Genomic DNA, 26,662 nt, shown 5'->3' with positions numbered 1-26,662 from the left:
TTGTTTAATTCAATTAAACAGTCAAATTTGTTTCTTTAAATTTGCAAGATAATATGCAAATTTCAAGGCATTTTTGTATCCTTCCACATCTTGTGAGCGTGATGTATCTACATATATTTCTTTCATTCCCAATGTTACTGCCCCATGGCTTTTTCCATTACCTAAAAGGACTAGGGTTCTGAATATTAAATTTCCACATATTCCATCTGGTGCAATAATTAAATTTGCACCTTCTTTAATTGCATCCTCAATGAGTATGAAGTAATGTTTGGCATCAATAGATTCTTTATTGATCAATGAAGTTAAAAGTTCTCCATCTTCCAATGAATCATCTATTTTCGTGCTTCTATCGTAATCTTGGGGCCGTCCACCAGATAATATTCCTAATTTTGGTTTTATACCAATTGATGTTAAGAATTGGGATCCTTTCTCGGCAATGAGTAATTTTTGTTTTATATCATCACCTTCGTCTATACCAACTGGTGCTAAAAGGAATTTCTGACCTTTTAAATCTATATAAGAAGCTCTAGCTATTTTTGGATATTTTTCCCTCAATTTGATCATTATTTTCGAGGTACTCAGTGATCCCCTAATTGCTGCGTCTGCATGACCATTAAAAAGTAGTTTAACAAGTTCCTCCTCGGATTCTGTTTTTAAAACTTCAAAATTCACATTCTCAATTGCTTCAATAACCTTTTTATTTTTGCCAACACCTGCAACAATCTTCATCCTATCATTTGATCCCAGTTTCAATATATTATCATTAACTATTTTTTGAACTATTAATCAATTTATCTATACTAACTAGAATTTTATATTATATGAGATTATTAATTCCTATGTATTTTCAAGATTATAGTTATATTCACATGGATTTTGATTGCATATTCGTATAATTTGGTAGTATATTTATTACAATTAATTTTACCTTAGTAATTCATGAAATAATCCCTAAATAAGGAGTATAAAATGTAGAAATTTCAATTATGATTAGTAACTGATTTATTGTTTAGATTTAATTTTCATTAATCTATAATAACAGTTATTTTTTTGTTCAATATTAAACCCTGTTGTAGAAATAATCAATTCTCGTTGATTGTAATAAAATATAGTTTAAAATAAAAAAAACATTTGGTATGGTCTTCCTTTATGAATCATGATGTACATGTGGGTAATAGACTGTAATTCCATTGAATCCTATTCCATTTAATTTTTTCAAATATTCATCTTTGGATATTCGATAACTCAATTCATTGTTATTACATGCATCATAGATATGTCCATTCCATTCAACAACTTCATGGGAGTATTTTCTAGATTTATGTTCAATAACCACCACATATATATTCTTTGCACCTATCTGTATGAGATAGTCCGCAAACATTTCAGATTTATTTTTACAGTTCATGGATTTTTGGTTGTAAGGAATATCCTTTATTTCCTGGAATTTTGATTGTACCGCTTTTTCATCAATATTAATCTTTACATTCCTTGTGTTATTCAGATTACCCCTTGATGTTGCTGTAACCATATCATCATTCATCACGACTATATTGATTTCAAAAATTCCTATCAATAGAATAAGAAAGAAGATCAAAATTTTACTTTTTTTTATCAAGAAAACACCATTTAGTTCAAAATTTTAATAAATATTGAAATTATTTAATCATTTAATTGATTTACATTAAAAGTTAAAAGTTTTAGTATATAAATTTTACTATTAGCAATATTATTTTCATATTTTGAAAATCATGTGTTTAATTTAAAAAAAATAGAAAAAGATAGAGTTAAACTAAAAAAATAGGTATTCTAGAAGTAAATTTCTTCTAGAGATTTTTAATTGTTTTCATTCCTTTATCAATGATTTCCAGGGTGTTTTGGATATCATCATCACTATGCATCAGTGACAGGAAACAACATTCAAACTGGGCAGGAGGTATAAAAACACCATTATTAAGAAGTGTTTGGAAGTAATGTGTGAATTTATCAATTTGCGCAGTTTTTGCATCTTCATAGTTCCAGACTTCCTTTTCAGTGAGATAAACCTGAAACATGGAACTTAAACCAGCAACTTGATAGTTCAGATCATTTTCAACCAAAACATCCCTTATTCCATCCCTTAACTTCTCTCCTTTTAAATTCATTTCGGAATAGAAACTATGATTAAGCTGTTTTAAAGTTGTTAAGCCAGCAGTAACAGAAATAGGGTTACCATTAAATGTTCCTGCTTGATAAACATTTCCAGAAGGAGCTATCATTTCCATTAACTCTTTTTTACCTGCAAGTGCACCTATTGGAAATCCTCCACCAAGTATCTTACCAAATGTAACAAGATCTGGTGTTACTCCAAAGTATTCCTGGGCACCTCCTTCTGCAATTCTGAAACCTGTAATAACCTCGTCGAAAATTAAGATAATATCATTTTCAGATGTTAACTTCCTTAAAAATTCAAGATAGCCTTTTTTTGGCGGTATAAATCCAATATTTCCCATGATAGGTTCAATGATTATGGCTGCAATTGAATCACCATGATCTTTTACAAGGTCCAGAAGTACATCTTCATCATTGAATGGTACTAATATGGTATTTTTAGTTGTTTCTTCTGGAACTCCAGGAGAATCTGGTAATCCCATTGCTCCAGAGCCTGATTTTACAAGAACATAATCATGTGCCCCATGATATGATCCCTCAAATTTCACTATCTTATTTCTAGTGGTAGCTGCCCTAGCAAGTCGAATTGCACTCATTGTAGCTTCTGTTCCAGAATTCACAAATCTTACCATATCTGCACAGGGAACTTTTTTAACAACCATTTTTGCAAGTTCAATTTCTTTTTCTGTTGGTACACCATATGCAGAACCATTTTTAAGCTGTAGTATGACATCTGCCATCACATCAGGATTTGCATGGCCGAGCACCATTGGTCCATATGCAAGGCAGTAATCAATATAGGTTTTTCCATCTACATCTATGATTTTAGATCCCTTTGCCCTCTCTGCAAAGAATGGATAAGGTTTGTAGGCCCTCACAGGAGAGTCAACACCACCTGGTAAAAATTTTTTAGATTCATTAAAAAGTTCCTCAGACTTCATTTTTTCACTCCTTTTTAAGATTAATAAGAGAATTAACAGCTGCAACAGCAACTGGTGTTCCTCCCTTAGGACCCTCTGTTACTAAATAAGGAATTTCTGTTTGTTCTAGGGCCTTTTTTGATTCAGCAGCAGCTACAAATCCTACAGGAACACCAATAACCGAACAGACATTAATTTTTCCTTTATTAAATAAATTTAATATTTCTAATAATGCAGTTGGGGCATTTCCAACTACAGCTATCCCATTAAAATCATTTTCTGCAGCAACTCTTATTGCAGCTGCTGCACGTGTTATGTTATATTCCTTTGCTATTTTGACAGTTCTTTCATCTTTAATGTAACAATTGACTTCACCAGGATATTTGTTTATCCCTGTTTTAACCATGTTAATATCGGTTAAAATATCCTTTTTATTTTCGATGGAATTCCTACTAGCTCTAACAAAGTCTTTGCTCATCTTGGTAATATCTGCATACTCGGGATCTGCTGTTGAGTGTACAATACGTTCAACAATTGATCTCTCTTCATTAGACAATTCCTTGGTTTTATCAGCTATAAGGGATCTAACTATTTCCCTGCTTTTTTCAGCAATTTCATAGCCCTGTTTTGTTGATGCTCCCATGAACATGGTTGCTTTTGAATCTCTTTTACTCATGATACCTACTCAAATAATTAATCTTACTAAGGGGTTATTATATTAATTCATGGAATTATTCATCTATATGAATTTCAGTATATGAAATCACATAATTTGAATAATTTATTTGATTAGAATACTTAAAGAATTTTTTTTTAGTTGGAATAAATTTTAATAAAACATGATATGATATTATGGTACATGGATATCTACAAACTATCCTTAAAAAATCTTCGTAGAAACAAGTTAAGAAATAGCTTCGCTATTTTAAGAATTACTTTAGGAGTTGTTATTCTATTGTTTTTGGTAAGTTCTGGGTTAGGTTTAAACACCTTTCTAAAACAAGCCAATTCATTTACCAATGGAAATGGTTCTCAATCAATTGTTACTTCTATTACTGATCAAGTAAATTCAATGTTGGGAACCAATTTAAGCCATTCTGTACTGGTAACTAAAATACAAGTGTTAATCAATAACCTTGTTTACATTTTAGATGGTATTGCAAGCCTTGTATTTCTAGTTGGAATTTTAGACATTATAAACACAATGGGTTTTAATTTAAATGAAAGAAAAAGAGAAATCGGAATATTAAAAACTCTTGGTTTTTCAAAAACGCAACTTATTATAAGTTTATCACTTGAAGCTGGTCTTTTAGGATTGTTAGGATCAGTTGCAGCTGTTATAATTGGAGCATTAGGATTGACATTGTTAGCAAACATTATTGGAATCCCAATATCAATATTAATCCCGTTATGGCTAATTATAGTAGTTATCACAATTACAACCATATTAAGCATGGTTTTAGGTTTATTCCCTGCATGGTTTGCATCTGAGAGGCATGTTGTGGAGGCATTGAATAATGAATGAAAATAATATTGTAATGCTCGAAGATGTGTGGAAGATTTATAAAAATGGGGAACATGTTATCCACTCGTTAGCTAATATAAACTATTCAGTTGAAGAGGGTTCTTTCAATATAATATATGGACCATCTGGTTCGGGTAAATCAACTTTGATAAGAGTAATTGGACTATTAGAACAACCCACCATGGGAAAAGTATGGATAAAAGGCGAAAACAGTGGGAAACTTGCTCAAAAAAAGAGAAATATTGCGATTAGGGATGAGATTGGATTTTTATTCCAAGGTTCAAACTTGATACCCACATTAAACGCCCTTGAAAATATAACCCTGCCTATGCTTCATTCAGATAAAAAACTTGCCAAGAAACTACTGGAGAAAGTAGGCTTCAGTGACCACAAGAAACTTCCAAAGGAAATGTCCATTGAAGAAGGGCGAAGAGTTAGTTTAGCACGTGCTATGGTAAATAATCATTCAATAATACTTGCAGATGAACCTACAGGAGATCTTCACACTGCAGACAGCGAAAAATTTATAAAAATTCTTCAAGAACTTAACAGAACAGAAGATTTGACAGTGATTGTAACAACCAATAACAGAAATATCCCAAAATGGGGAGGTAATCTTGTTGAGATTGCCGACGGAACATTTGTCCAATAAATATTTATTTTAAAAAAAGAATTGAAAAATATTTTAGGGTTTATTGGTTTTTTACGTATTATTTTGTAGGAATAATAATTTTTTAACCCTGTTCCTCAACATTCACAACACAGGTTCCTGAAACTTTGTCAAGAATTCTGTCATTTGAATCTACAAATATAAATCCAAGTATCACATCTACAATGAGTGGAACCCATAGTATTTTAGATAGGTTTCTGATAAAAGCTGTTTTATAATTCATATCTCCACCTTTAGCCTTTACTTTTAATTTGAATAATCTTTTACCAAGGGTCGTACTGGTTTTACCCTCCATGTATGTGAAATAGACTATTATTAAAATTGCCCCAATAAAAATCCAATAATTTAGAACAGAGAAAATCCCAAGTCCCGCCATTAACAGGAATATTAAAGAACTTATTATCCATAATAAAAGTGTTACTATAACTATATCTACCAATAAAGCTGCAAAACGTCGACCCCAAAAGTTCTCCATATTTATCACTCGTTAAAATCTGTAATTTCTTTTTATGTAATCATATATATTCAATAATTTTGATATTTATTTGAATTAGATTACTTTAATTCTCATTTCATGCTCTTTATTTATAAATATTGTTGCAATACAACAATATCCAATCAAATTTCTTTTTTTCTTAAATTTATAAATTTCTTAGCATACCCTAGGTACTGGATCAGCAATTGGAGCTTCAAGTATTCTTTTACCACCTAGAAGAGTTTCAATAATTACATGAGCATGGTCTGTAACTTCACCTATGATCTGGGCATCCTTACCATACTTGGTGTTTTTAATTGCAGCTAATATTTCATCTGCCTTATCTGCTTCAACTCCCATGATAACTTTACCCTCGTTTGCTACTTCGTATGGGTCGATTCCTAACATTTCAGAAGCAGCTACAACAGCATCCTTTAAAGGAATCTTTTCCTCTTCTATCAGCATCCCCACACCAGATTTTGAAGCAAGTTCGTTGAGTGCATTGGCAATTCCACCCCTTGTAGGATCTTTCATGGCATTTACTCCACCGACTTTAAGAGCAGCCTCAACCATATCCCAAACAGGTGCTACATCGGATTTAAGGTCTGTTTCAAAACCAAATCCTTCTCTGTAGGACATGAGAGATATTCCATGATCTCCAACACTTCCTGTGAGAATTATTTTATCCCCCATTTTAAGGCCAGAATCCCTTATAACTTCTCCTTTTTTAACAATACCTATCCCTGTGGTGGATATAATTATCTTATCGAGTTTATCATGTTCCATTACCTTAGTATCACCAGTTATTATGGCCACACCCGTTTCTCTACAAACTTTGTCCATTGACTTGATAATCCTTTCAAAATCTTCACCAGAAAATCCCTCGCTTATAACCATTGCATTTGCAATTGCAAGAGGTTTTGCACCCATAACAGAAACATCATTAACAGTACCTGCTATGGATATGGTTCCAATATCTCCTCCAGGGAAGAATATTGGATCAACTGTGTGGCTGTCTGTGCTCACAACAATTTCATAATCATCAAATGGTATTGTAGCTCCATCATCGAGATCTTCAAGTCCAACTCCACCATTAACTCTTTTATTTTTAAGATTTCCAAGTATTATTTCTGATATGAGACCCTGCATGACCCCACCACCAGCTCCATGTGACATGCCTATTTTCATAAGATTCACCATTCTCCTCTTTTTTTAAATGTGTTATAGTTAAGATGCTGTATATTACCTACACCTAAATCTGAAAATATTCCTAAACTAACAAATTTTTTTATTTAGGATATCTAAACGTGTGATTACTATATTCCTCATGCGAATTGAATTAGATAATTGTGCTTACAATTAAATAATAAATTTCAATTTACTTGAATATGAAAAGTTCTTATTGTGTTATTAGATCATCCCATATAAAAACTATGATACTATATTCCCAACCCATTAAAAAAAAAATGTATTATCTTAATTTAATAAATAATTATAACCCATATATTCATCAAACTTGTCTTTTAAAAACCTGAAATAATTTAAAAGGCTTTTTTGGAGGCGTACTTGGTTTTTCACCCATATATATTATTTTAACCTCATAACCTATTGGTATGTCCTTGAATTTATTGTCCAATACAGTTGACCCAAATACCTCTTTTTCTCCATTTCTTGTATCTAAAGTATATTTGGTGCTGTGATAAATCCCCACATCATCTTCCCTTCTTATATATTTACCACTAATTTCTTCACCTATTGCTTCGGGTCTCCAAATTTCATCTTCTGGATCTTTAACCTCTTGCCATCCATTTTTCTTGTTATTTTCTATTTTTTTAGCCATTTTAATCTTCCAATTCTTTTAAATATAAAAATAAATATTCTGAATATTTAACTCATTTTTTATTAATTAAATGTCAATCCTATTTTGAATTCTATTAGATAAGAATGTTTAATAAGTTTTTTAAATTAATCTTTTTTGCACCCTTTTAAACAACATATTTTTAAGTCTTTATCAATAAACCATGAATCAATAGAAAATTCAAGAAATATTTTAATTTAAATTGTTCATGGTGTCGAAATTAATAATATTAATATAGTGTGATCTACAAATGAAGTCTTTCCTAGAAAGATTTTTTAGGTAAATCCATATTTAAGAATATTTTAAGTTTCAAAATCATATTTAATTGAAATTTTCATGAATATGTAATACATTACATTTTAAGCTTTAGAGGTGAAATAATGGCAATTTGGCAAGGAAAATCATTAAGAAAACCGAGTGGTGCACGTGCAAAGACCAACAGAAATAAAAGAAACATGGAATTTGGAAGAGATCCAGCAGACACCAAAATAGGTGACCGTAAAATCAAGATAATCAGAACAAAGGGCGGTAACGAGAAAGTCAGGTTAGCAAATGACAAAAATATCAACGTTGTTGACCCGAAAACAAACAAAGTACAAGTTGCAGAAATCATGACAGTAGTTGAGAATACAGCGAACACTCACTTTGTAAGGCGTAATATTATAACTAAAGGAGCTGTTGTAGATACGAGCCTAGGTAAAGTTAAAGTTACTTCAAGGCCAGGTCAGCACGGTATGATAAATGGTGTGCTTGTTGAATGAAGAAATTTTAGAAAAAGTTGATGAGTTCCTAGGGGATGTTAATAAAAAACTCCCTGAAGGAATGGAACTCGAATATGAAGGTTTCTATGAGAGGGGTTTCTTCGTTACCAAAAAAAGATATGCCCTCATAGAAAATAAAAATATAGTGGTTAAGGGGTTAGAGTTAGTCAGACGTGACTGGGCTCCAGTTGCCAAAAAAACTCAGGAAAAAGTTTTAAGAGCCATTCTTGAAGATGCTTCCCCACAAAAGGCCACAAAAATTATTAGAGCTATAGTTGAAGAGATAAAAGAGGGTAAAATTCCGCTTGAAGATCTTGTTATACACACACAGCTCACCAAAAATCCCGAAGAATATGTTCAAATGGCTCCCCATGTTTTAGCAGCTAAAAAATCCATTGCAAATGGAAGAAATGTTTCTAGGGGTGCAATAATACGTTACGTGATTGTAAGGGGAAAAGAACCCATTAGTAAACGAGCAATTCCACTGGAAGATGTTGATGTTGTTAACTACGATTCAACTTACTATATAGAAAACCAGGTTCTTCCGGCAGTTTCTAGGATTATTGAGGCAATTGGTTACTCAAAAGAGGATATAATGCACAAAGAAAAACAAAGCAGCTTGGATGCATTTTTTTAGTTGAATATAATTTTATAGTAAAATTCCATTACAATATTTATAACTAAGAGGGATAATTTTGTTAAAATTATTTTTTTACACGAATCCTTTAAATAATCGGGGAAAATCTTCGGATTGTAATCAAAATTCATATTATTCTAATTTATCCTATTTTCATTATTTATTTAATTCTATACTCAATTTTTCCATAATATACGGTGCCAAAAATGATTAAAGCTGTTTTTTTTGATATAGATGATACACTTTACGACACATCAGGATTTGCAAAACTAGCTAGAAAAGCAGCATTAAATGCAATGATAGATGCAGGACTACCATTATCAAATGATGACGCTTACATTCTATTAAGGGAAATCATTAAAGAAAAAGGTTCAAACTATGATAAACATCTGAATGTTCTTACAAAAAGGGTTTTTGGGGAAGAAAACCCCTTATTAATTGCTATTGGAATGATCACTTATCATAACGTCAAATTTGCTCTTTTGAGGCTTTTCCCCGACACAATGTCCACACTTATTCATTTAAAGGCACAAGGATACCGTCTTGGAGTTATATCAAATGGTTTAACTATTAAACAATATGAAAAACTTGTTAGACTTGGTTTGCATCATTTCTTTGATTCCGTGGTAACCTCCCAAGAAGCAGGGGTTGAAAAACCAGATATTGCCATATTTGAACTTGCAATGGATAGAATGGGATGTAAAGCTGAGAATTCAGTTATGATAGGTAATAGTTTTAGTGATGATATACAAGGTGCTATAAACGCCGGTATGTCCGCAGTATATTTAACTCAAGAATTAAAAGAATCAGAAAAAAAGTATATTAAGAAATCCAGTATTAAAATGGACATAATATCAGATATTGGCAAAATTAAGGATATAATGTAATAATTTATACCTAGATGATAATTGGATAGTATTATAAATTGTAATGATAAATTTAGGTTAATATAAATTGGGGTAAATTTAGGTGGGGTTTGAATGAACTATTATCATGATTCTAAAATGGAAACCATATTTGAAATCCTTAAACAGCCAAAAACTATTGAAGATATTCAACTATCAGAACCATTTGTTAATGACTTGATTTTAAAGATTATAACAAGTTACGGAACTGTGAAAACCAGTACCATAAATGATATCACATGTATTCACTGGGATATATTGGAAAAATGTCTTAGCAATCTTGAAAAAGAAGGTTTATGCGCTCCTGTCAGTGGTAGTTTTTTATTTTCAAGTGTTCAGTATAGTATATCAAAAAAGGGTCGTGAGAAAGCCACGGGAATTTCTGAAGAAAATCCTTATATTGGTGTTGCACCTGTAAGCTACGAAGATTATTACCAAATAATGGATGCTCAACTAAAGGGAAGATACCCAATTGAAATAACGCCAGATGTTGTTAAAACAACATTTAAAGATGTAATTGGTGTTGACTATGCTAAAGAATCCCTTATTGAATCTTGTATCATAGGAAAGGGAATATTCATATATGGACCTCCTGGAACCGGTAAAACATTTCTCACAGGTAAAATGTCTGATCTACTACCTCCTGTTGTGATTCCAAAGTTCGTTGAATTTGGTGGAAAAATTATACAAATTTATGATCCTGATTTTCATAGTATGTGCCCGGAACAACCGGAAGACCCAAGATGGGTTAAAATTCATGCCCCATTTGTTTTAACTGGAGCCGAACTCAGTTTAAACAAACTCGAGACCAATTATAATGTTAACAAGGGAGTTTATGAAACATCACCAATAATAAAGGCAAATGGTGGCATACTTCTAATAGATGATCTTGGTAGACAGAGAGACGACCCTGAACTCATTTTAAATAGGCTTATAGTTCCTATGGAAAATAAAAAGGACGTTGTTTATGTAAGAGGTATTCCTGTAATTGTACACTGTAACTTCATACCTGCTTTCTCAACCAACTTGGATATTAGTATAATGGATGAAGCACATCTAAGAAGGGCACCTTTACATATCTTCCTTAAAAATCCAGATATTATCGAAGTTGCAGAGGTTTTTAAAATGAACCTTGATTATCTGGAAGAAAAATACAATGAAAATATTTTTGAACGATTCATGAATGTTTATTCGAGCATCAATGATGGTGGAGAAGGATTAAAACCCACATTTGCGCATGCACGGGATGTAGCACAGATATGTCAGGCAGTGCGAATTAACAGAGGAAAAGATATAATTGACATAGATGTATTGGAAGGTTCTCTTGAAAGACATATTTTGATAGTGCTTCAAAGAATGAATATTGACATTGCACAGATTACAAGAAAAACACGTTCATTCCGTATTAAAACTTCCCAAGTTCAGGAAACCCTAGATGCATTGACAGAATTTGGTACAATTAAAATTACTCATGAATCAGATGCCATAATTCTAGATTTGGATGATAATATAACACCAGTACAACTTGTTGGATTCCTACATCAAAGGAATATTAATGTGGATAGAATCGATTTAATTGCTGAATCTGATAAAGAACTCCGAAGTTCACTGCTGGAAATCCATGAAAATCTACAATTACAAAATAAATAATTTAGTAGTAAAATGGATAGATTATAATTATTCAAAGATTAAGTTTAAGTGAACAAAGGATAATATCAATGTTACATTATTCCTAAAAATATTATATAAATAAAATATTTAAGAAGTGATCAAATGGCAAACTCATCTGTATTATTATTTTCACATATAATTCCGCCTATTATGGCAGTAATAAGTGTTCTGCTCCTTTGTATGGGTATAATGGACAGGAAAACCCCATACACCATAGCCGGGATAGTTATATTTTTTGCAGGAGGACTACTTCCATTCTTAATACTCCCATTCCTTCTGGGGTAATAAATTTATTTTTAAGGTAGAATTAGTAATTATATTAGTAAAGAAAAATACTTAATTTTGGATTATTGACATTACAGATGTTTTCTATTTGGTAATCTAAAAAATTTATGAATATTGTAGTATTTTAAAATTTATAGAATATTCTCATTCTGCTGATGTTTTTCTATCAATAAATTATAACCATCAACATTTATTTCATAATCTTCTTCAAAAATCAGTGTTGCCCTTTGTACAGCCCCTGTATCTGCATTGAAAGTATCAAAGTGCACTTCACCATAGTCTAACAGTCTCTTACCTATTATGGATTCTATGCCCATTGGATTATTGAAACTGTCACATACACCAAACTCCATGTTGTTAGCAATGATACTTACTTTATATGTATTTTCTATGTCTATCTGATCAGTATCTTCAAAGGTTAAAATAATTTGTTCTGAAGGCCCTGTTTCATCTATTGCAGGTTTATGGAAGATTTTTTCACATTTTACTAGTTTCTCTCCACGGGACTTCCATAAATCTCTATGAAAATTATCATCTATCCTTTCCTCAATTTCTTCAATCATATTTATTCTCTCCTTAGATTCTGGTATTTAATATCTACATTCTATTATTATACTTATATTAAAATTTATAATTAATTCTAGTATGCATTTCCTTTTCAAAACAAAATCTAGGTCGTTATTAAATATTTATTTTAGGTTTATTTCAGAATTTTCGGAGTCGTTCATTGACCATTGTAATGTTTCCTTGGAATGGACCGATTTTTTCCAGTTTCATTGTAGAAACCATTGAAGCAAATATTCCACATGTTTCTGGGTCTGATGTTTCCATTCTTTTTCTTGCATAGGCAGCCATGTATGTATCACCTAGACCTGTTGGATCCATGGTTTGCATAGGGGTAAAAGCAGGGATTTTATAGGTGTGCTCAGAAATGGATGAGTAAATTAAAGCACCTCTATCTCCACAGGTGATTATTACATCTTGGGGGCCGAAAGTTGAAAGTTCGTTACCTATTTTGTCCAATTTATGATTTCCAGTCATAACTTTTGCTTCAACTTCGTCCATGAAAATCATTTGAACAAATCTCAAAAATTTCTCAAAGTTGTTCCATGGCTTTAAAATAACTCGATGATCGTTCAACTGTCTCAAATATCCTTGTGCACCCATGTAAATGGGCACGTTATAATGGAATATGTGTTCTATTGTTTCAATAGGGATATCTGAAGGAGAAAGTGGACATAAAAGAACAGCGTCGTAGGATTCAATATCATCTGGAAGATTTTCCGGTTTAACCGGATTTTCTGGCACAGTTGCCCTCTGTATCCTGTGATTAGGATTATGATTAGGATATATATTCTCAAATTTCATTGTCTTATCAAAAAACAGGGGGATTATATCCACATTTTGAGGAAATGCATTTAAAAGTTCTTCATCCTCACGTGAAAGTGTGATAACCGCAGTTACATCCACATCAAGATTTGAAAGTACTGATGCTTGATAGTATACTGCACCTCCTGTGGAGTGATATACCAAACCATCTCTTGAAATTGTGTCCCTTGTTAAAGGGCCTATTATAATAAATTTTGGCATGATATACACTTTGGATTTCTATCTTATAATTATATTAGTAATTTCTTTATTCAATAAGCATTGAATAAATCAGTAATACTGTAAAATGAGTATTAGTAATGATTGATGATCCCTTTGTGAAGTGCTGTTCCAACCAGGAAGTTTTGAACTCCTAAAACATTTAATTCTTTTATATCTTCGGCTGTAATACCTCCACCTAGAATTAATTCGGATTCAATACCATTGAAACTATCAATGAGTGCATGATCAAAGCCCTTAACAGTACCAACCCTAGAAATATCCAAAAGAATGACCTCCAAAGGCTTAATCTTTTGTATTTTTCTTAGTACCCCCTTAAAGTCTGATTTTATATATTTACCCAGAATATGTCCGTCTTTAACATCCACACTCATTACAAGGTCTTGCTTTAAACTTTGGGAAAATATTATATCAAGATCATCAAGACTTTTAATGGTTTCTGTTGCTATTATAACTTTATTCACAGTGTCAAGGATTTTTTCAATCTCTTTAAAACTGTTTACTCCTGAATCTAACATAACAGGAAGAATATTATTTATTTCCCCTGCAATTTGTAAGTTGGAGCCGGACCCATTTATTGCATCTAAATCTGCAATATAAATGCGTTTGTATCCCTCATCTTTGAGTGCTTGTGTAATAGAAACAGGATCTGATGAATCATGGAAAACTGTTTTTAATGGTTTGTATGTTTCCCTCATTCCTGATTTTCCAGATACTGCTTCACCCTTTTTCAAGTCGAGTACAGGTATTATCATGGCAACTATTCCAAATTATAGAGTTTTTTAGAATGATTTGAGAAAATTTATTAAATAAATTAGAAAAAATCGTGTAAAAATTTAATTCTTTGCAATATAACTGTCTATTTCAGTAATAGCATAATCTACAGCATCTTCTGCTATTCCATCATCTGGTTTGGATAAAGGATCGAATTGAATGTCAACATTAATATCAACATCCAAACCCTCATGATAGTCAAGTTCGACCTTTATATCAAGATCTAGAACTTCTTTTTTTGGAATCTTTGAATAGATGAAATTTTCTGCAGATTTAACTGCAAGTTCGGAAATTTCATCAAGTTCTTGATCTGAAAGTTTCCTCAATTACCTAACCCCTGGGACATTCCTGATCCCTGCATTGCTTCTTGTATAGTTGTCTGCATTTCCTGGAGTTTGGCCATTATACGTTCTTCCTGACGTTTAACTGATTTTTCTCGAAGTTTGAGAGTTTCAATTTTATCTTCAAGTTCTACGGTTACTTCTTCTTGATTTACTTTAATAAGAAGATTTCCTGCAGTTTTGTAGACGTCTGTGTCTCCTTCTACCTTTTTAAGTTCTTCTAAAGCTTTTTCAGTTTCTTTTATCTGCATGTCAACGCTCTGTTTCTGCATTGTAATTGCCTGAGCTTGTTGTTGTGCCTGTTGGAATTGTTGTATTTGATGTTGGATGTTTTTAGGAAGTTCCATTTTATCACCTCATTAAACCTTAAAAAAGGTTCATATAAATTTTTTTATTCAAATTTAATATGTAATAATACTTTATTAATCATAAATACTCATTTTTAAGATTTATCACTTCATATGACAATTTTATCCATCTTAAATATGAATTCAATGATGCTCTAAAAGATGCTGAATCCTGAGCATCGATAGTTATCCTTAATGTATTTTCATGAATATCAATACTAACAGTTGTTCTGTCAGATGGAGATCCATTTATTTCGGGTTTGATTGATTTTAAGACAATTTCTGCTTCTTTGGTGGTATTAAATTCGATTTCAAGTTCTGTTTCAATACCTGTAAGAATGTCAGATTCATTGGAATATTCCAATTTATGTCCTCCATTCCTTAACAAAAATCTTTGGACCTGTTTCCATACCGTTACTACCAATAAATTCGATAATAGCCTTTTTTTTCTCGTCACCCGTCCTTATAAAAAGGATATTTTTTATTTCTGAATCTTCTATGAATGGGGGTATATCCAATATATTTCCAAGTTGGTTGAGTTCAGGGATCTCAGAACGTAATTTCAATTCTTCAGATTGAACCTTGCCCTTGGAGCTTGCATTGGAATTTGGAATTCCAACTGTAACATCCATTGAAAAGATTACTTCACCTTCTTCATTCTGGAAATCTATCCTACTGGGATTACCCTTCATTTCTGATACTACTGCAATTGTATTATTTCCTAGTTCAGAAGATTTTATTAGAACGTCACGGATGCTCATCTTTCCCCGGTTTATGTAACTTGAGTTTAGAACCCTTACAAGACCTTTGCAGAAGGATCTTGTTCGCTGAGAGGGCTTCCTAGACGTTGTAATCAACATAGTTACCGGATTATTTAGCTTTGATGCTACGCCTTACAGGCGGTATTTCCTTAAAAAGAATCCTGTATCTACAGCTTGGACATTTAGATTCTGTATAACCCTTGATATCGACTAAAGTACCGCATTTTCCACATTTGTACAATTTATAAACCTCCAACTATCCTCTTTATGTTCCTTGCAGCTGTTTTACCCATAGGGGTTGTTGGAAGATATGCTCCGCCTGTAAATACATTTCCACATTTCCTGCATTTCCATATTCCTGCTGAAACTCTGCGTACTGCAGGCCTGTCACATTGAGGACATACATGATCCCTCTTCATGTTTTCTTCTATTGATTTAACTGTCCTCTTGGCTTTTCTACCGTACCTTGCACCGAATCTTCCGGTTATACCCACTTTCTTTGTTCTTGCCATGTTATTCACCTAGATTATTTTAATATTTTTGAATTTGTTTATGAGAAATTTATTCATAAAAAAAAATTAATGAAAATTTCAATTATGAATGTTCAGATCAATAAATTTGCACATCACTAGTTATAAATGCATCTATGGAAGGTGTGTTCTAAGTTCTGCTGTTTTAATCTTTGCAATGGAAACTGCTTTTAAAATTTCTTCCTTGTTCAAAGATTCAGCTCCACCTTTCTGCATAGCACATATACTGCCATCTTCAGTCATACCTATTGATAAGCGTGCGCCCATTATCTCCTCTTCCTCGAGTGAAGGGTCAATAAGAAGTTCTCCACCAATCTTGGCAAATGTGCACATTAAGGCTTTTTCATTGATTGGTAATGGTATCATGTTATCGTAGTCAAGAACAATTTCATCACCCTCAAGTTTGGCTGTGGGGATTTTAGCGTTCATAAGTGCTGCAACACTTCCCAATACTGCTGCATCCATTAGATTACCATCGTAGTCCAGTACATGGAGATCCAGGAATATCATCCAAACTTTTTCCCCTTCAACTACACATAGTTTTTCGAGATCAAGAACCTTTCCTTCTCTTATGCATCTGTCAGTAACCCTTGAAAGCTCTACTGAATTTTCATCTGGTGGTCCTGATTCGAAGTTAGGTGCTGCCATTGGTAAAAGTTCAGTGTTGGTCATTAGAACTCCAACATTGGGTGTGTCACTGAAAGGTGATCCTAACTGTGGTTTTGCACCGATCATTATCTGTGTATTTCCAATTTTAACCCTTGCAGATCCTTCTGCCTTCTCAATTATTCCAGGTTCTACCGATATATCCCTGTATTCATCGAAGGCTCTTCCATCTGTTCTCTCTCCGTTCTTTACGAGATTGGTTACGCTTTCTTTTATGATTTCTGGAACTATACGGACCATATTAATCACCATACCTGTTTTTTATGGCTTTTTTCTGTTCTTCACTTATCTTCATGCAGCCACCTATTGCAAGGTCAAGGGCCTTTTCAAATTCATCCCCTGTGAGGTGTCCATCCATCTGTAGAAGTGTAATTTCACCTGTTCTTGGCATCAATGCAATTGGAAGATCTGCTTCTCCCTCTTTATCTTCAACTTCAGATAAGTCGAGAACAACGTTGCCATCTGATTTTCCTGCTGCACAAGCAACAACCATATCCCTCATTGGAATGCCTGCATCTGCAAGTGCAACTGAAGCAGCTGTTATGCCTGCACATCTTGTTCCGCCTTCAGCTTCAAGAACTTCTATATAAACATCTATTGTTGAACGTGGGAATTTTTCAAGGAAAACTGCTGGAGTAAGTGCTTCTGATGTTATTTTAGATATCTCCACCGATCTCCTGTCGGGTCCGGGCCTTTTTCTGTCATCTACTGAAAATGGTGCCATATTGTATTTACATCTTAAAACAGCCCGGTTAGGTTGCATTAAACGTCTTACAAAAAGTTCTCTTGGGCCATAAACCGCAGCAAGTACTTTGTTACCCCCAATTTCAAGGTAAGCTGATCCATCAGCCCTTTCAAGTACTCCTGCTTCTATTTTTAAGTTTCTCAATTCATCAAAAGCCCTATTATTGGCTCTTGCACTGGTTTCTGTACCGGTGTTTAGATTAGTATTGGTTATAATGATAATCACCCCTTATTTTTGGATTAATTCCATTTATTCCTCTTTACATTCTTCTTCTTCATCCGGTTCTTCAGATTCTACGGATTCGGGTTCAAATTCTTTTGATTCGTCTTCCTCTGATTCCTCAGTTTCTTCAGTTTCTAATTCCTCAGTTTCTAATTCTTCTGATTCTTCTGATTCCTCAGTTTCTAATTCTTCTGATTCTTCTGATTCCTCAGTTTCTAATTCTTCTGATTCTTCTGATTCCTCAGTTTCTAATTCTTCTGATTCCTCAGTTTCTGATTCTTCTGGTTCATGGCCAAGAAGTCTTGCAAGCATGTCCCTTACCCTATCAGTTAATCCAGATGTATGGGCTTGTTCTTCTATCATGTTAATGACTTTTTCAGCCACTCTTTCCATTGAAGGTTCTCCTTTAACCCATACTACTCCGTTTTGTCCCACAATTACTTCGCAATGGGTTTCATCCTTGATCATATTGATCATTGATCCCTTTTTGCCTATCAATCTGGGCACTTTCGTTGGAGTGATATTTATAAGAATTCCTCCCCTGAACTTTCCGAGTCCCCTTCCTTTGAGTCCAAGTTTAACCTTTTTTACTTCATCAACATCGACTACTCTTAAAAATAAAACATCACCGACATCGAATGTTCTGTTAAGTTCCCTTTTTTCCTTTCCAAAGACATCTGAAGCAGGTAAAAATCCAGAGTATGGGGAATTTATATCCAAGTTCCACATTGAGAATCTTATATCCGTTACTTCCCCTATTACAACATCTCCTCTTTTTGGGATATACTTGCTTTGTAAGGGTATTACACTGATTTTTTTATCCCTTATGGCTACAAGACCTACAAGAGACGAACACACCTTATCATTTTCCTTGAAAGTTCCTCTTCCGGAGTGATATTCCTCGTCTGCAAGAATATCTCCGGGAATTACTATTTCTTTATCCTCTACAAATATCACATTCTGCCTCCTTTACTGGAATGCCAAAAAAATGAATAGTTTTATCTGCCATTAGAGTAATTTTGTCTCTACTTGACCTCTTGTAAGTTCATTGAGTTTATTATAAAAATTTTCCTGCATACCACCAGGTATCTCAACAACTGCAACCCATGATCCATCTTGTTGCCATTCTTCCTTGGTTGTCTTTCCAAATTCAGGTATTGCTCCATAGACTTTTCCTGTGAAATCTCCGGGAACCCTTATTGCTATCTTGACTTTTTCAAATCTTATTGGAATTTTGGTTCTAATGGCCTTTAAAGTAGTGTTAACTTGTTCATCAATACTTTTAAATGGGTCAATACGGACTTTTGCTTCTTCCATGGCTATTTCAATTCTTCTTGCAGGGTGTGGAAGTTTAGTTTGGGGATTTATGGCCTCTCTCGTTATGGTTGAGATTACCTTCAATCGCTTCTCTTCCTGCATTTCTTTCCGCTGCTGGGCTGTCAGCTGTATTTGGCCTTTGTGGATAATAGCAGCTGCAACTTCAAGATGATCAATTGTGTCGAAGGCCTTCATCATGGCTTCTTCAGATGCTTTATCACCTTTTTTTGCATCCTTGAATATTTCTTCGACTACAAGGATATCCTCAATGTTGATGTCCTGGCCCCTTTTAAAATCTGAAGCAAGATCTGGATCAACAAGGATTTCGAAATGTTCCCCAAAATATTCCAAACGCGCAATAACTGCATCTTCAAGGGTTACCATTTTTTATTCCTCTTCCTCCTCCTTAGATTTCCTTATGAGGAGTTCTTCCACATGTTCTGTTATTTCTTCGTCGGATAATTTTCTGAATTTTTTATCTTTTCCATCTATAACTGCAATTTCGGCACTTGCAACGGTGGTTTTTCCTTCTGTTGCCTCATAAACTGCATCTAAAGCCAATTCTATTGCTTCATCCAGTTTTAGGTCTTCACTGTATTTTTTCTCGAATTCATCCATTGCAATCTGTCTTCCGGCACCTATAGCAGTTGCCTTATATTCAATTAAAGCACCACTAGGATCTGTTTCAAATAGTTTGCATCCAGATTCGTTTACTCCACCAATTATAAGTGCAGATCCAAATGGTCTTACTCCACCATGTTGAGTGTACATCTGCTTCATATCACATATCTTTTTAGCCAAACCTTCTACACGTATTGGCTCATTATAGGTTATTTTATTGATTTGTGATTCCATTCTAGCTTTTTCAACAAGCGCTCTTGCATCTGCCACCAGTCCAGAAGTCGCTGCTCCTATATGGTCATCTATCTGGAATATCTTTTCTATTGATTTTGGTTCTACAAGTTTACTTGTTGGTCTTTTATCAACCACAAGAACGATGCCCCCAACGGATTTAACACCTAAAGAAGTTGTACCTCTTTTTACAGCTTCTCTTGCATATTCAACCTGAAATAACCTTCCATCTGGGCTAAATACTGTTATAGCCCTGTCGTATCCTGCTCCTTGAAACGGTTGCATACATATACCTCTCTAAAAGTTTTTCTGTAAAGAAATGAATTTATAATATTAAAATAATTTTAAACTTACTAAACTTGTTTACAAACTATTATTCTATTATTTCATCTTATTCTTATAGTTTAATAAAGTTTTTTATTGCAGATTTAATGGTTCCTGAAATTCCCAGTGTATGGAAAACTACTGGCTTCCCTCTAAAGTTTGTTATGGTGGGAATTATGGCCATTACAGAATCAATTTCTTCCCTTCTACAGCGTAATATTCCTTTCATTCGGTATTCATTGATACCTTTAGGGGAATTTATATCTGTTTTGCATTGCCATAACTTTACTACCCAGAGGTCAAACTTTCCTGCCCCACATGCACCATAGAGATATAATGAAGCATCTAAAATCATGGATATTAAATCATCTCTTCCAAGTGATCCATGAGATGTAACTTCAAATGCAACATATCTTTTTTTATCCCGTAGAGTTGGAGGGAGTATTTTTAGCTTTTGAATCATTTAAATCAGTCTATGGTATTTTAATTAGTGAATTTTGTATAATAAATATAATGAGTTATAATTAAGAATTATTTAGGATAAATTTGATCATTATTCTAATGTTCTAACGCCTTCTATTATGAAATAGTCTCGTAAATTATTGGTTTCTATAATATCACGAGGAGTTATTGAAATGGCTTTAAATGATTCTTCAAAGGTCATTCCGAAACACTTTGCAAGTGCAAATATGTCTATTGGAGTTTTTAAATCATATTTTGAGCTTGCACTACTTGTTATAATTAATGGAAACTTGAATTTTCTTTGAAGATCTACGATATGTCTGAACTGACTTATTACACGGTATCTATATCTTAAATTTGTTTTAAGAAATGTTTTAAGATTTATTTCTATTGCAACAGAATTTTCTGCTGCCTTTCTTGCCAAAACATGGTTAATACCCATGTCTCTCCTTGATCTGTAGGGTTGTGAAAGTATATCTATACGTTTATCCTCGCAAGCAGCTCTGTTGACCTTAAGATCACCGCCTTTTACAATTAAAATATCAGCCTTTTTTCGTGATTTTTTAACTTTCTTTTTGAGGTCTTCGGGATTTTTACAAGCTATTTCAACAGATTTTTTTAGCAATATGTTTGAATTAAGCTCAAGATCTTCAAATTCCTTTAAAAATTTAGAAGTATAATCTTCAAAATAACGTGTTACCGCAATTCCAGTGAACCCTAATCTCTCGGCTTCTTTTATTATGTTCTCATTTCCATGAACGTGAAGATCAAAAAACATATCCTTGGAAAGGTTTCTATTCGAATAACTTTCTTGCAATTTCCAATGCCACCTTTTTTTTCGCTGGATATGCTGCTATTTTAATTTTTAAATTAATAGAATCTCCGTGTTCAACAACCTTCAGATCACCTTGATATGCTCTCTGTTTGTCAAACCTGAGAAATAAATTTCCAGAATCGTCCATTTTATTTTCCAACTGGTGTAAAATCCTTTTACGAGTAGGATCATTCATTTTGGACAGTTTTTTAACAAAATCTTTTATTTCCCTTTTTTTATCGATTTTGTTGCTTAAAATTAAAACAGGATTTTTGTAATATCCCTCAGTTGCTTCACATTGAGGGGATGAATTTGGAAAAAGTGTTATAATAGATTCTAACACTTTTTCCTTATTTTCTGTTCCATAAACGAATGCTCTATATGAGATGTTATGGATCATACCTTATCGTACCTTTTCGGCCCCTTTACCTTTACTGCGAAGTCCTCTTGTCTTTTTACCTTCACTTGTGAGACCTCTGAACACCCTATTGGTGTGCTGTTTCTCACAGATCCAGTTGATTTTAGAGTCGTTCTTGATTGAAGGGTGGTTTGGATCAACAAGAATTACTTCATAGAATTTGAATTTTCCATCTTCCCAGAGCCAGTACGAGTTTAATACCTCGAGGTTCGGGAATTTTCTGGCAACTCTTTCTTCAGCGATTCTCTGAATGGATTTTTTCATGGTTATTTTCTTAATACCCATTCTTTTAGGTTTTCTACCTGCTGTGAATCTTGATTTTCTCATTCCACCTCGGCGGACACGAGTTCTCACAACTATGTAACCTTTTTTGGCTTTATAACCTAATGATCTAGCCCTATCAATCCTGGTAGGCCTGTCTACTCTTACTATAACGCTTTGTCTTCTCCAAATAGGAGTTCTTGTGCGCATGAGTTCCTTAACATAAGACTTATCTGGATTCTTCCATGCATCTCTTATATATTTATACATTACTTAACACCTCTTTGTTCAGCTTGCGCCACATCCATGGGATACTATCCCAAAAAAAGTTGTATATAACTTCAATGTAAGCAATCAAGTTTTATTTACTAGATTTAATCGCCAGAATTGGCGGTGATCAATATTGATCCGCTTACTTTAAAAAGCTTACTATGAAAATAATTGTTTTCAAAATCTTTTTTTTTGGCTTAAAAATTTAATAATGCAATAACTCTAAAAATTTTGAATACATCAAAAAAAATGAAAAATTATACAAAAAATAATGAAATAAGATTTTATTCTTTTATATTGTATAAAGCGTTCATTCCCTTTGTAAAAGCGGGTTTACCTGCTAATAGAAGTACCACTCTTAAAACGTCTACTACTTCATCTTTGGTTATATCAAGTTCCTTCATACCACTAAATATCTGTTTTTTAACAGCCCTGTCATCTGATGCCGCAGCAGCTATCCCAATTGCTATGAGTTTTTGTGTCTTGTAATCCAATACCTTTCCAGTATAACAAACATCATTCAAATTAATAGATGCTTCGTAAAGATCTGGATAGTCTTCCTTGACGTGTTTCATTCCCTTACTAAAAAATACTTCTTCTTTCATATTACCACCTGAAGATTTGATCAATATTACTCTATTATAATATTGTTATTCAGTTCATATAAACTTAACTTTAGATGTTAATGGAGTTATTAAGTCTTTATAAAGGCCCCTTATTTTCTCTTCCTTCCCTCATTCCCATTCCAGCTTCTCTTATGAATTTTTCGGGTTTGAAGACCATTTTAATAACATTATCTGCGTGTTGTCTAGCACGGTTTTCAGCCAGGACTTTAAGGTCTTTTTCATTCTCGCCTTCATCTTCATGAACAAAAACTTCTATTATATGGGTATTGGTCATTAATTGGGCTTGTATTATACCTGTTGATGCTTCATGAGCACATATTTTATCCATCTCTTCAGGACCGGGCATTCCAAATGCCATTACTAATTCACAGCCTTCCTCTTCTATAAGTTTCTTCGAAGCCACAGGCAGATCCTTAACACCAGGTACAGTGCGCCTTACAAAGGTGATGTTGGTAATCTGACCTTTTATTTGATCTACAGCAGCTGCAGCCATGTCAAATCTTGCAAATGTAGTATCACATATTCCCATTTTCATATTTATCACCGTTTAAGGGATATTAAGTAAGTATTGAGATTAAACAAAATTACAATCCTATTTTAATATAATTCTTTTTTATAATTAATTTGTAGTATAGAATTCTAAAATGAATTGTTATAATAAAAATAAAAAATAAAAGGATTTTGAACCTTTTATAACCCGAATGATTTCATTAGAAGTTCAACATTTACTGCTCCACCACGGAACATTTCTCCAGTTCGGAGATCATTGATGACTACTTCTGCAGGTGCGAACATTCCCTTATCTATTTTGTAGAAGTCAAATTCAGCTTCCTTAAACACATCATAAAATGGTTTTCCATAACCTTCGGATGATGAGGACGGTAACTGTTCTGCAAGGGATTTAATATCATCACCTTCCTCAGATTCTATATAATAATATGTTCTACCACCAAACAAAACTGCATCGTTGGTTTTACCCATTGCTTTGAGTCCATCGGGATCAACAGGAGCAATTGGTGCTATGCCTGCAGCATATTTGACCTTATTTACATCAAATTTTAAAAATTCCAACATTTTATAGGTTCCATTTTCAACAACTCTTCCAGCTATTTGTATTGAACCAACCAGTGATGATGTTGGAGCTACCAGTAGAAATACATTTTCTGCAGATACATTACAGTCTGATGCAATTGAATCTGCAACATCGGCTCCAGGTAATTTATCAGCTTCTAATGTTAATATAGCTATATTTGCATCATCCTTGTATCCTATTTCTTTATAAGTTTCAGCAGGTTTTAAAGCCAATGCTCTTGCAGGTCCAGAACCCAGTGCAAAGAAATCTCCTACACTTACAGACCATCCTGCCTTCTGTGCTCCGAGTGTGGATATTGAAGGGAAATTTGTTTTTATCTTAACAGAAGGTATCGCAAAATTTTCAGACAGGTCTCCTGGTATGGATATTCCCACCTCGGCAAGCCCTCCTAGACATACCTTTGTGTAGAGTTCGCCAGCTTTAAAACTTCCTGAAACATTAACACCACAGTCAATAACTGTTGAACCATTTTCAAGTTTTGAAACTGCTATATTGAGTTCTTCTGCATTTTCAATCATCTGATCTACTGTTTTTTTTGCTTCGAGATTGACACTTACCATTGTTTCACCTATTTTTTTCATTTTAGTAGAATTGAATAAACTTCTAAAAATATTTATAAATATTAAAGTTTTAATTTGTACATTTCTGTTTTAGCTAATCACGGTAAAATATCTTTCATTTTCCTTTTGTTTTGAATATTTTCATATATTATTATTGTAAGAAGAATATTTATGAGTTAAACTTCTCCTGCCTCTTTAAAGTTTACTTCATAGATATGTGCACTTATTGAGTGTATGGTTAATGTTCCTACTTCTGATCCTACTTTTTCTGCAACATACTTAGCTAAATTGCTGAGTCCAACTGCATTAGGGAACCATGCCCCATAAATATCATGTGACCGCCAAAGTCCGGTTGTATGTAGTTTTCCATCTCTTATTTTAAAGTCTACTAACATCATGCATGGAACTTCATCATTTTTTGTGTCTACAACAGGATCCCATGTAATAGAAATTGCTCTTCTGGATTCCTTAAAATTATTAAGCCGTTTTATTGCTTCTTGTATCTGATCTATACCGTCAAAGTGTTCTCTGAGTCTGTTACCATATGTATATATGAATCCTTGTTTATCACTGCTTAAAAACTGTTCAGAGTATTTATCCAGTTTTTCACCCGTCCAGAAATAACCCTTAGGAGATTCTGGGTCAAGTGGATTCTTCACATTCACCATTGTATTAAGAATCTCCTTGGTCACAGAACCCCTTTCATCTTTTATTTCCACACCATTTTTCATAATTCTTTTTACAAGGGATTCCCATCCAGTTTTAATGGTTGGAACCTTGATCATTATAGCCATTCAACTGCCTCCTTCATGGTTTTAAGTTTAAGCAGTGCTGTATCTCTTGAAAGCATTCTCATACCACAATCAGGATCAATAATCATATTTTCCTCTCCAACAATATTTATTCCCTTTTTTATGAGGTCCTTCACTTGATCTACCTTTTCAATATTTTTATTTTTAGTATCAATGCAGCCAAAACCTATTTTTTTAGAACCATTATATTCCTGTTCGAGTGAATTGATATTGGAAGGAATTCCTGCAAACTCACAGTCAATTATTTGAACGGGAAACTTTAAGAGATCATTTAAAATTTTCCCGATGTCTCCACATACATGCATTGAAACAGGTATATTAAGATCCTCTGTTATAATTTTCAATGCCTTTTTCGCAGTATTTAGATCCGCAACACCTGTTGATAAAAATGGCTCATCAATTTGAATTACTGCAGCGCCGGCATTTTGTAGCTCATTAGCCTCAGTTTTAAGGGCTATTGCCATATCAGTAATAATTTCTTCCTTTTTATCCTTATTATAAAATCCTTCTATTCTACATGATAAAACAAGAGTTGTTGGCCCGGTTATAATCCCTTTTATTCCTTTAAAATTTGTGTTGAAAGCATTTTTCTTAAATAATTTAGATTCTGTTATATTAGGATATTTAAAATCTGCTGAAATACTTTGAGCTTTTTTTAATGCCAGTTTAAGATCAGAAGCTCCTGGAGAATAGTTTGCAGGTCGTATTTTTCCCAATATCTTTGGAACACCTTTCTCAACACCCATTCCTATTATATTTTCTGCAAAGATTTCTATCATGTCCCCTCTGACTTGTCCATCGGATATGATATCTATACCTGCATTTATCTGGTCTTCCACAGCAAGTTCGAGGGCAGGGATATATTGATCATATGATCCAAATACATTTGTTATCTTGGAACCTATTGATTGGGGTTTCTTTGGTTGTGCCGGGTAACTTCCCACAACTGTTGTCAACATTGTAATCATCTTAATATCCATATTTTGAATAAATTAGCAGAA

37 protein-coding genes are annotated in these 26,662 nt (G+C 33.5%); 7 read left to right on the top strand and 30 right to left on the bottom strand.

Translation table 11 applies throughout. The annotated features are described in order from the left end of the window. Positions 1 to 21: 21 nt before the first annotated feature. The 4 genes from mtxX to DL91_RS01715 all read right to left on the bottom strand — a co-directional run bounded on the left by mtxX (position 22) and on the right by DL91_RS01715 (position 3,747). Positions 22 to 729, bottom strand: coding sequence for a methanogenesis marker protein Mmp4/MtxX (gene mtxX / locus DL91_RS01730; protein WP_048192306.1), 708 nt, complete (start codon positions 727 to 729; stop codon positions 22 to 24). Between the two features lie 418 nt (positions 730 to 1,147). After that, positions 1,148 to 1,618 carry a hypothetical protein gene (locus tag DL91_RS01725; protein WP_048189978.1) on the bottom strand — a complete coding sequence of 157 codons (471 nt, stop codon included), beginning with the start codon at positions 1,616 to 1,618 and terminating at the stop codon, positions 1,148 to 1,150. A gap of 208 nt (positions 1,619 to 1,826) precedes the next feature. Next, complete coding sequence (gene hemL / locus DL91_RS01720) at positions 1,827 to 3,092, bottom strand: glutamate-1-semialdehyde 2,1-aminomutase (protein ID WP_048189977.1); 1,266 nt, start codon at positions 3,090 to 3,092, stop codon at positions 1,827 to 1,829. 4 nt (positions 3,093 to 3,096) lie between these two features. Beyond that, complete coding sequence (locus tag DL91_RS01715) at positions 3,097 to 3,747, bottom strand: cobalt-precorrin-8 methylmutase (protein ID WP_231551351.1); 651 nt, start codon at positions 3,745 to 3,747, stop codon at positions 3,097 to 3,099. A gap of 183 nt (positions 3,748 to 3,930) precedes the next feature. On the opposite strand from DL91_RS01715, the gene DL91_RS01710 reads away from it, so the two are divergent. Beyond that, positions 3,931 to 4,596, top strand: a complete 666-nt coding sequence (locus DL91_RS01710; protein WP_231551350.1) for an FtsX-like permease family protein — start codon at positions 3,931 to 3,933, stop codon at positions 4,594 to 4,596. Beyond that, positions 4,589 to 5,248, top strand: a complete 660-nt coding sequence (locus DL91_RS01705; protein WP_048189976.1) for an ABC transporter ATP-binding protein — start codon at positions 4,589 to 4,591, stop codon at positions 5,246 to 5,248. Before DL91_RS01710 ends, DL91_RS01705 begins: the two co-directional genes overlap by 8 nt. Before the next feature lie 82 nt (positions 5,249 to 5,330). Here the strand turns inward: DL91_RS01705 and DL91_RS01700 are convergent, their stop codons facing one another. From DL91_RS01700 to DL91_RS01690, 3 genes are all read right to left on the bottom strand, one after another. Beyond that, a complete protein-coding gene (locus DL91_RS01700) occupies positions 5,331 to 5,741 on the bottom strand; it encodes an RDD family protein (RefSeq protein WP_048189975.1) in 411 nt (136 codons plus the stop codon). Positions 5,742 to 5,918: 177 nt separating this feature from the next. Beyond that, a complete protein-coding gene (gene hypE, locus DL91_RS01695) occupies positions 5,919 to 6,929 on the bottom strand; it encodes a hydrogenase expression/formation protein HypE (RefSeq protein ID WP_048189974.1) in 1,011 nt (336 codons plus the stop codon). A gap of 322 nt (positions 6,930 to 7,251) precedes the next feature. Then, a complete protein-coding gene (locus DL91_RS01690; RefSeq protein ID WP_048189973.1) occupies positions 7,252 to 7,581 on the bottom strand; it encodes a hypothetical protein in 330 nt (109 codons plus the stop codon). 398 nt (positions 7,582 to 7,979) lie between these two features. Between DL91_RS01690 and DL91_RS01685 the strand changes: the two genes are divergently transcribed. The 5 genes from DL91_RS01685 (at position 7,980) to DL91_RS01665 (ending at position 11,858) form a co-directional block, all read left to right on the top strand. After that, positions 7,980 to 8,360: a 30S ribosomal protein S8e gene (locus DL91_RS01685; RefSeq protein WP_048189972.1), complete on the top strand. Its 381-nt coding sequence runs from the start codon at positions 7,980 to 7,982 to the stop codon at positions 8,358 to 8,360. Continuing rightward, the gene (locus DL91_RS01680; RefSeq protein WP_048189971.1) at positions 8,341 to 8,997 is read left to right on the top strand and encodes a DNA polymerase domain-containing protein; all 657 of its coding nucleotides are present in this window, start codon (positions 8,341 to 8,343) and stop codon (positions 8,995 to 8,997) included. Before DL91_RS01685 ends, DL91_RS01680 begins: the two co-directional genes overlap by 20 nt. A 206-nt stretch (positions 8,998 to 9,203) precedes the next feature. Beyond that, a complete protein-coding gene (locus tag DL91_RS01675; RefSeq protein ID WP_048189970.1) occupies positions 9,204 to 9,884 on the top strand; it encodes a TIGR02253 family HAD-type hydrolase in 681 nt (226 codons plus the stop codon). A gap of 93 nt (positions 9,885 to 9,977) precedes the next feature. After that, positions 9,978 to 11,552: an ATP-binding protein gene (locus DL91_RS01670; protein WP_048189969.1), complete on the top strand. Its 1,575-nt coding sequence runs from the start codon at positions 9,978 to 9,980 to the stop codon at positions 11,550 to 11,552. 123 nt (positions 11,553 to 11,675) lie between these two features. After that, positions 11,676 to 11,858 (top strand): hypothetical protein, encoded by a 183-nt coding sequence (locus DL91_RS01665; protein ID WP_048189968.1) that lies wholly within the window; start codon positions 11,676 to 11,678, stop codon positions 11,856 to 11,858. Positions 11,859 to 11,989: 131 nt separating this feature from the next. Here the strand turns inward: DL91_RS01665 and DL91_RS01660 are convergent, their stop codons facing one another. The 23 genes from DL91_RS01660 to DL91_RS01555 all read right to left on the bottom strand — a co-directional run bounded on the left by DL91_RS01660 (position 11,990) and on the right by DL91_RS01555 (position 26,629). Next, a complete protein-coding gene (locus tag DL91_RS01660; protein ID WP_048189967.1) occupies positions 11,990 to 12,421 on the bottom strand; it encodes a hypothetical protein in 432 nt (143 codons plus the stop codon). A 142-nt stretch (positions 12,422 to 12,563) separates the two neighbouring features. Beyond that, a complete protein-coding gene (locus DL91_RS01655; protein ID WP_048189966.1) occupies positions 12,564 to 13,448 on the bottom strand; it encodes a PfkB family carbohydrate kinase in 885 nt (294 codons plus the stop codon). A gap of 92 nt (positions 13,449 to 13,540) precedes the next feature. Beyond that, positions 13,541 to 14,221, bottom strand: coding sequence for a HisA/HisF family protein (locus DL91_RS01650; protein ID WP_048189965.1), 681 nt, complete (start codon positions 14,219 to 14,221; stop codon positions 13,541 to 13,543). An 81-nt stretch (positions 14,222 to 14,302) separates the two neighbouring features. Continuing rightward, positions 14,303 to 14,566 carry a DUF3194 domain-containing protein gene (locus DL91_RS01645; protein ID WP_048189964.1) on the bottom strand — a complete coding sequence of 88 codons (264 nt, stop codon included), beginning with the start codon at positions 14,564 to 14,566 and terminating at the stop codon, positions 14,303 to 14,305. Then, complete coding sequence (locus tag DL91_RS01640; RefSeq protein ID WP_048189963.1) at positions 14,563 to 14,928, bottom strand: prefoldin subunit beta; 366 nt, start codon at positions 14,926 to 14,928, stop codon at positions 14,563 to 14,565. The genes DL91_RS01645 and DL91_RS01640 overlap by 4 nt, the downstream gene beginning before the upstream one ends. Before the next feature lie 79 nt (positions 14,929 to 15,007). After that, the gene (locus DL91_RS01635) at positions 15,008 to 15,292 is read right to left on the bottom strand and encodes a KEOPS complex subunit Pcc1 (protein ID WP_081882564.1); all 285 of its coding nucleotides are present in this window, start codon (positions 15,290 to 15,292) and stop codon (positions 15,008 to 15,010) included. 1 nt (position 15,293) lies between these two features. Then, entirely contained in the window at positions 15,294 to 15,788 is a 495-nt protein-coding gene (locus tag DL91_RS01630) for a Brix domain-containing protein (protein ID WP_048189962.1), read from the bottom strand. A 10-nt stretch (positions 15,789 to 15,798) separates the two neighbouring features. After that, on the bottom strand, positions 15,799 to 15,930 hold the full coding sequence (locus DL91_RS13020; RefSeq protein ID WP_081882563.1) for a DNA-directed RNA polymerase subunit P: 132 nt from the start codon (positions 15,928 to 15,930) through the stop codon (positions 15,799 to 15,801). Between the two features lies 1 nt (position 15,931). After that, positions 15,932 to 16,201 (bottom strand): 50S ribosomal protein L37Ae, encoded by a 270-nt coding sequence (gene rpl37A, locus DL91_RS01625; RefSeq protein ID WP_048189961.1) that lies wholly within the window; start codon positions 16,199 to 16,201, stop codon positions 15,932 to 15,934. A gap of 132 nt (positions 16,202 to 16,333) precedes the next feature. Beyond that, positions 16,334 to 17,125 (bottom strand): exosome complex protein Rrp42, encoded by a 792-nt coding sequence (rrp42, locus tag DL91_RS01620; protein ID WP_048189960.1) that lies wholly within the window; start codon positions 17,123 to 17,125, stop codon positions 16,334 to 16,336. A 1-nt stretch (position 17,126) separates the two neighbouring features. Further along, positions 17,127 to 17,843 carry an exosome complex exonuclease Rrp41 gene (rrp41, locus tag DL91_RS01615; protein WP_231551479.1) on the bottom strand — a complete coding sequence of 239 codons (717 nt, stop codon included), beginning with the start codon at positions 17,841 to 17,843 and terminating at the stop codon, positions 17,127 to 17,129. Between the two features lie 36 nt (positions 17,844 to 17,879). Beyond that, positions 17,880 to 18,809: an exosome complex RNA-binding protein Rrp4 gene (gene rrp4 / locus DL91_RS01610; RefSeq protein ID WP_048189958.1), complete on the bottom strand. Its 930-nt coding sequence runs from the start codon at positions 18,807 to 18,809 to the stop codon at positions 17,880 to 17,882. Positions 18,810 to 18,860: 51 nt separating this feature from the next. Then, entirely contained in the window at positions 18,861 to 19,553 is a 693-nt protein-coding gene (locus DL91_RS01605; RefSeq protein WP_048189957.1) for a ribosome assembly factor SBDS, read from the bottom strand. Positions 19,554 to 19,556: 3 nt separating this feature from the next. Next, entirely contained in the window at positions 19,557 to 20,306 is a 750-nt protein-coding gene (gene psmA / locus DL91_RS01600) for an archaeal proteasome endopeptidase complex subunit alpha (RefSeq protein WP_048189956.1), read from the bottom strand. A 112-nt stretch (positions 20,307 to 20,418) separates the two neighbouring features. Continuing rightward, positions 20,419 to 20,808, bottom strand: coding sequence for an Rpp14/Pop5 family protein (locus tag DL91_RS01595; protein ID WP_048189955.1), 390 nt, complete (start codon positions 20,806 to 20,808; stop codon positions 20,419 to 20,421). A gap of 90 nt (positions 20,809 to 20,898) precedes the next feature. Then, positions 20,899 to 21,624: a ribonuclease P protein component 3 gene (gene rnp3, locus DL91_RS01590; RefSeq protein ID WP_231551349.1), complete on the bottom strand. Its 726-nt coding sequence runs from the start codon at positions 21,622 to 21,624 to the stop codon at positions 20,899 to 20,901. Then, complete coding sequence (locus tag DL91_RS01585; protein WP_048189954.1) at positions 21,602 to 22,021, bottom strand: RNA-binding protein; 420 nt, start codon at positions 22,019 to 22,021, stop codon at positions 21,602 to 21,604. The genes rnp3 and DL91_RS01585 overlap by 23 nt, the downstream gene beginning before the upstream one ends. Before the next feature lie 3 nt (positions 22,022 to 22,024). Continuing rightward, entirely contained in the window at positions 22,025 to 22,570 is a 546-nt protein-coding gene (locus DL91_RS01580; RefSeq protein ID WP_048189953.1) for a 50S ribosomal protein L15e, read from the bottom strand. Positions 22,571 to 22,854: 284 nt separating this feature from the next. After that, positions 22,855 to 23,175 carry a carboxymuconolactone decarboxylase family protein gene (locus DL91_RS01575; protein WP_048189952.1) on the bottom strand — a complete coding sequence of 107 codons (321 nt, stop codon included), beginning with the start codon at positions 23,173 to 23,175 and terminating at the stop codon, positions 22,855 to 22,857. A 97-nt stretch (positions 23,176 to 23,272) separates the two neighbouring features. Beyond that, on the bottom strand, positions 23,273 to 23,731 hold the full coding sequence (gene ribC, locus DL91_RS01570; RefSeq protein WP_048189951.1) for a riboflavin synthase: 459 nt from the start codon (positions 23,729 to 23,731) through the stop codon (positions 23,273 to 23,275). 155 nt (positions 23,732 to 23,886) lie between these two features. Continuing rightward, positions 23,887 to 24,849, bottom strand: a complete 963-nt coding sequence (gene mch, locus DL91_RS01565; RefSeq protein ID WP_048189950.1) for a methenyltetrahydromethanopterin cyclohydrolase — start codon at positions 24,847 to 24,849, stop codon at positions 23,887 to 23,889. A gap of 176 nt (positions 24,850 to 25,025) precedes the next feature. Continuing rightward, a complete protein-coding gene (locus tag DL91_RS01560; RefSeq protein WP_048189949.1) occupies positions 25,026 to 25,643 on the bottom strand; it encodes a thymidylate synthase in 618 nt (205 codons plus the stop codon). Next, positions 25,634 to 26,629, bottom strand: a complete 996-nt coding sequence (locus DL91_RS01555) for a methionine synthase (protein WP_369792043.1) — start codon at positions 26,627 to 26,629, stop codon at positions 25,634 to 25,636. Before DL91_RS01555 ends, DL91_RS01560 begins: the two co-directional genes overlap by 10 nt. Positions 26,630 to 26,662: the final 33 nt, after the last annotated feature.

Source organism: Methanobacterium sp. SMA-27 (assembly GCF_000744455.1).
Lineage (GTDB): Archaea > Methanobacteriota > Methanobacteria > Methanobacteriales > Methanobacteriaceae > Methanobacterium_B.
Note: the sequence above shows the minus strand (reverse complement) of the source record. Positions and strands in the feature narration are given on the sequence as shown.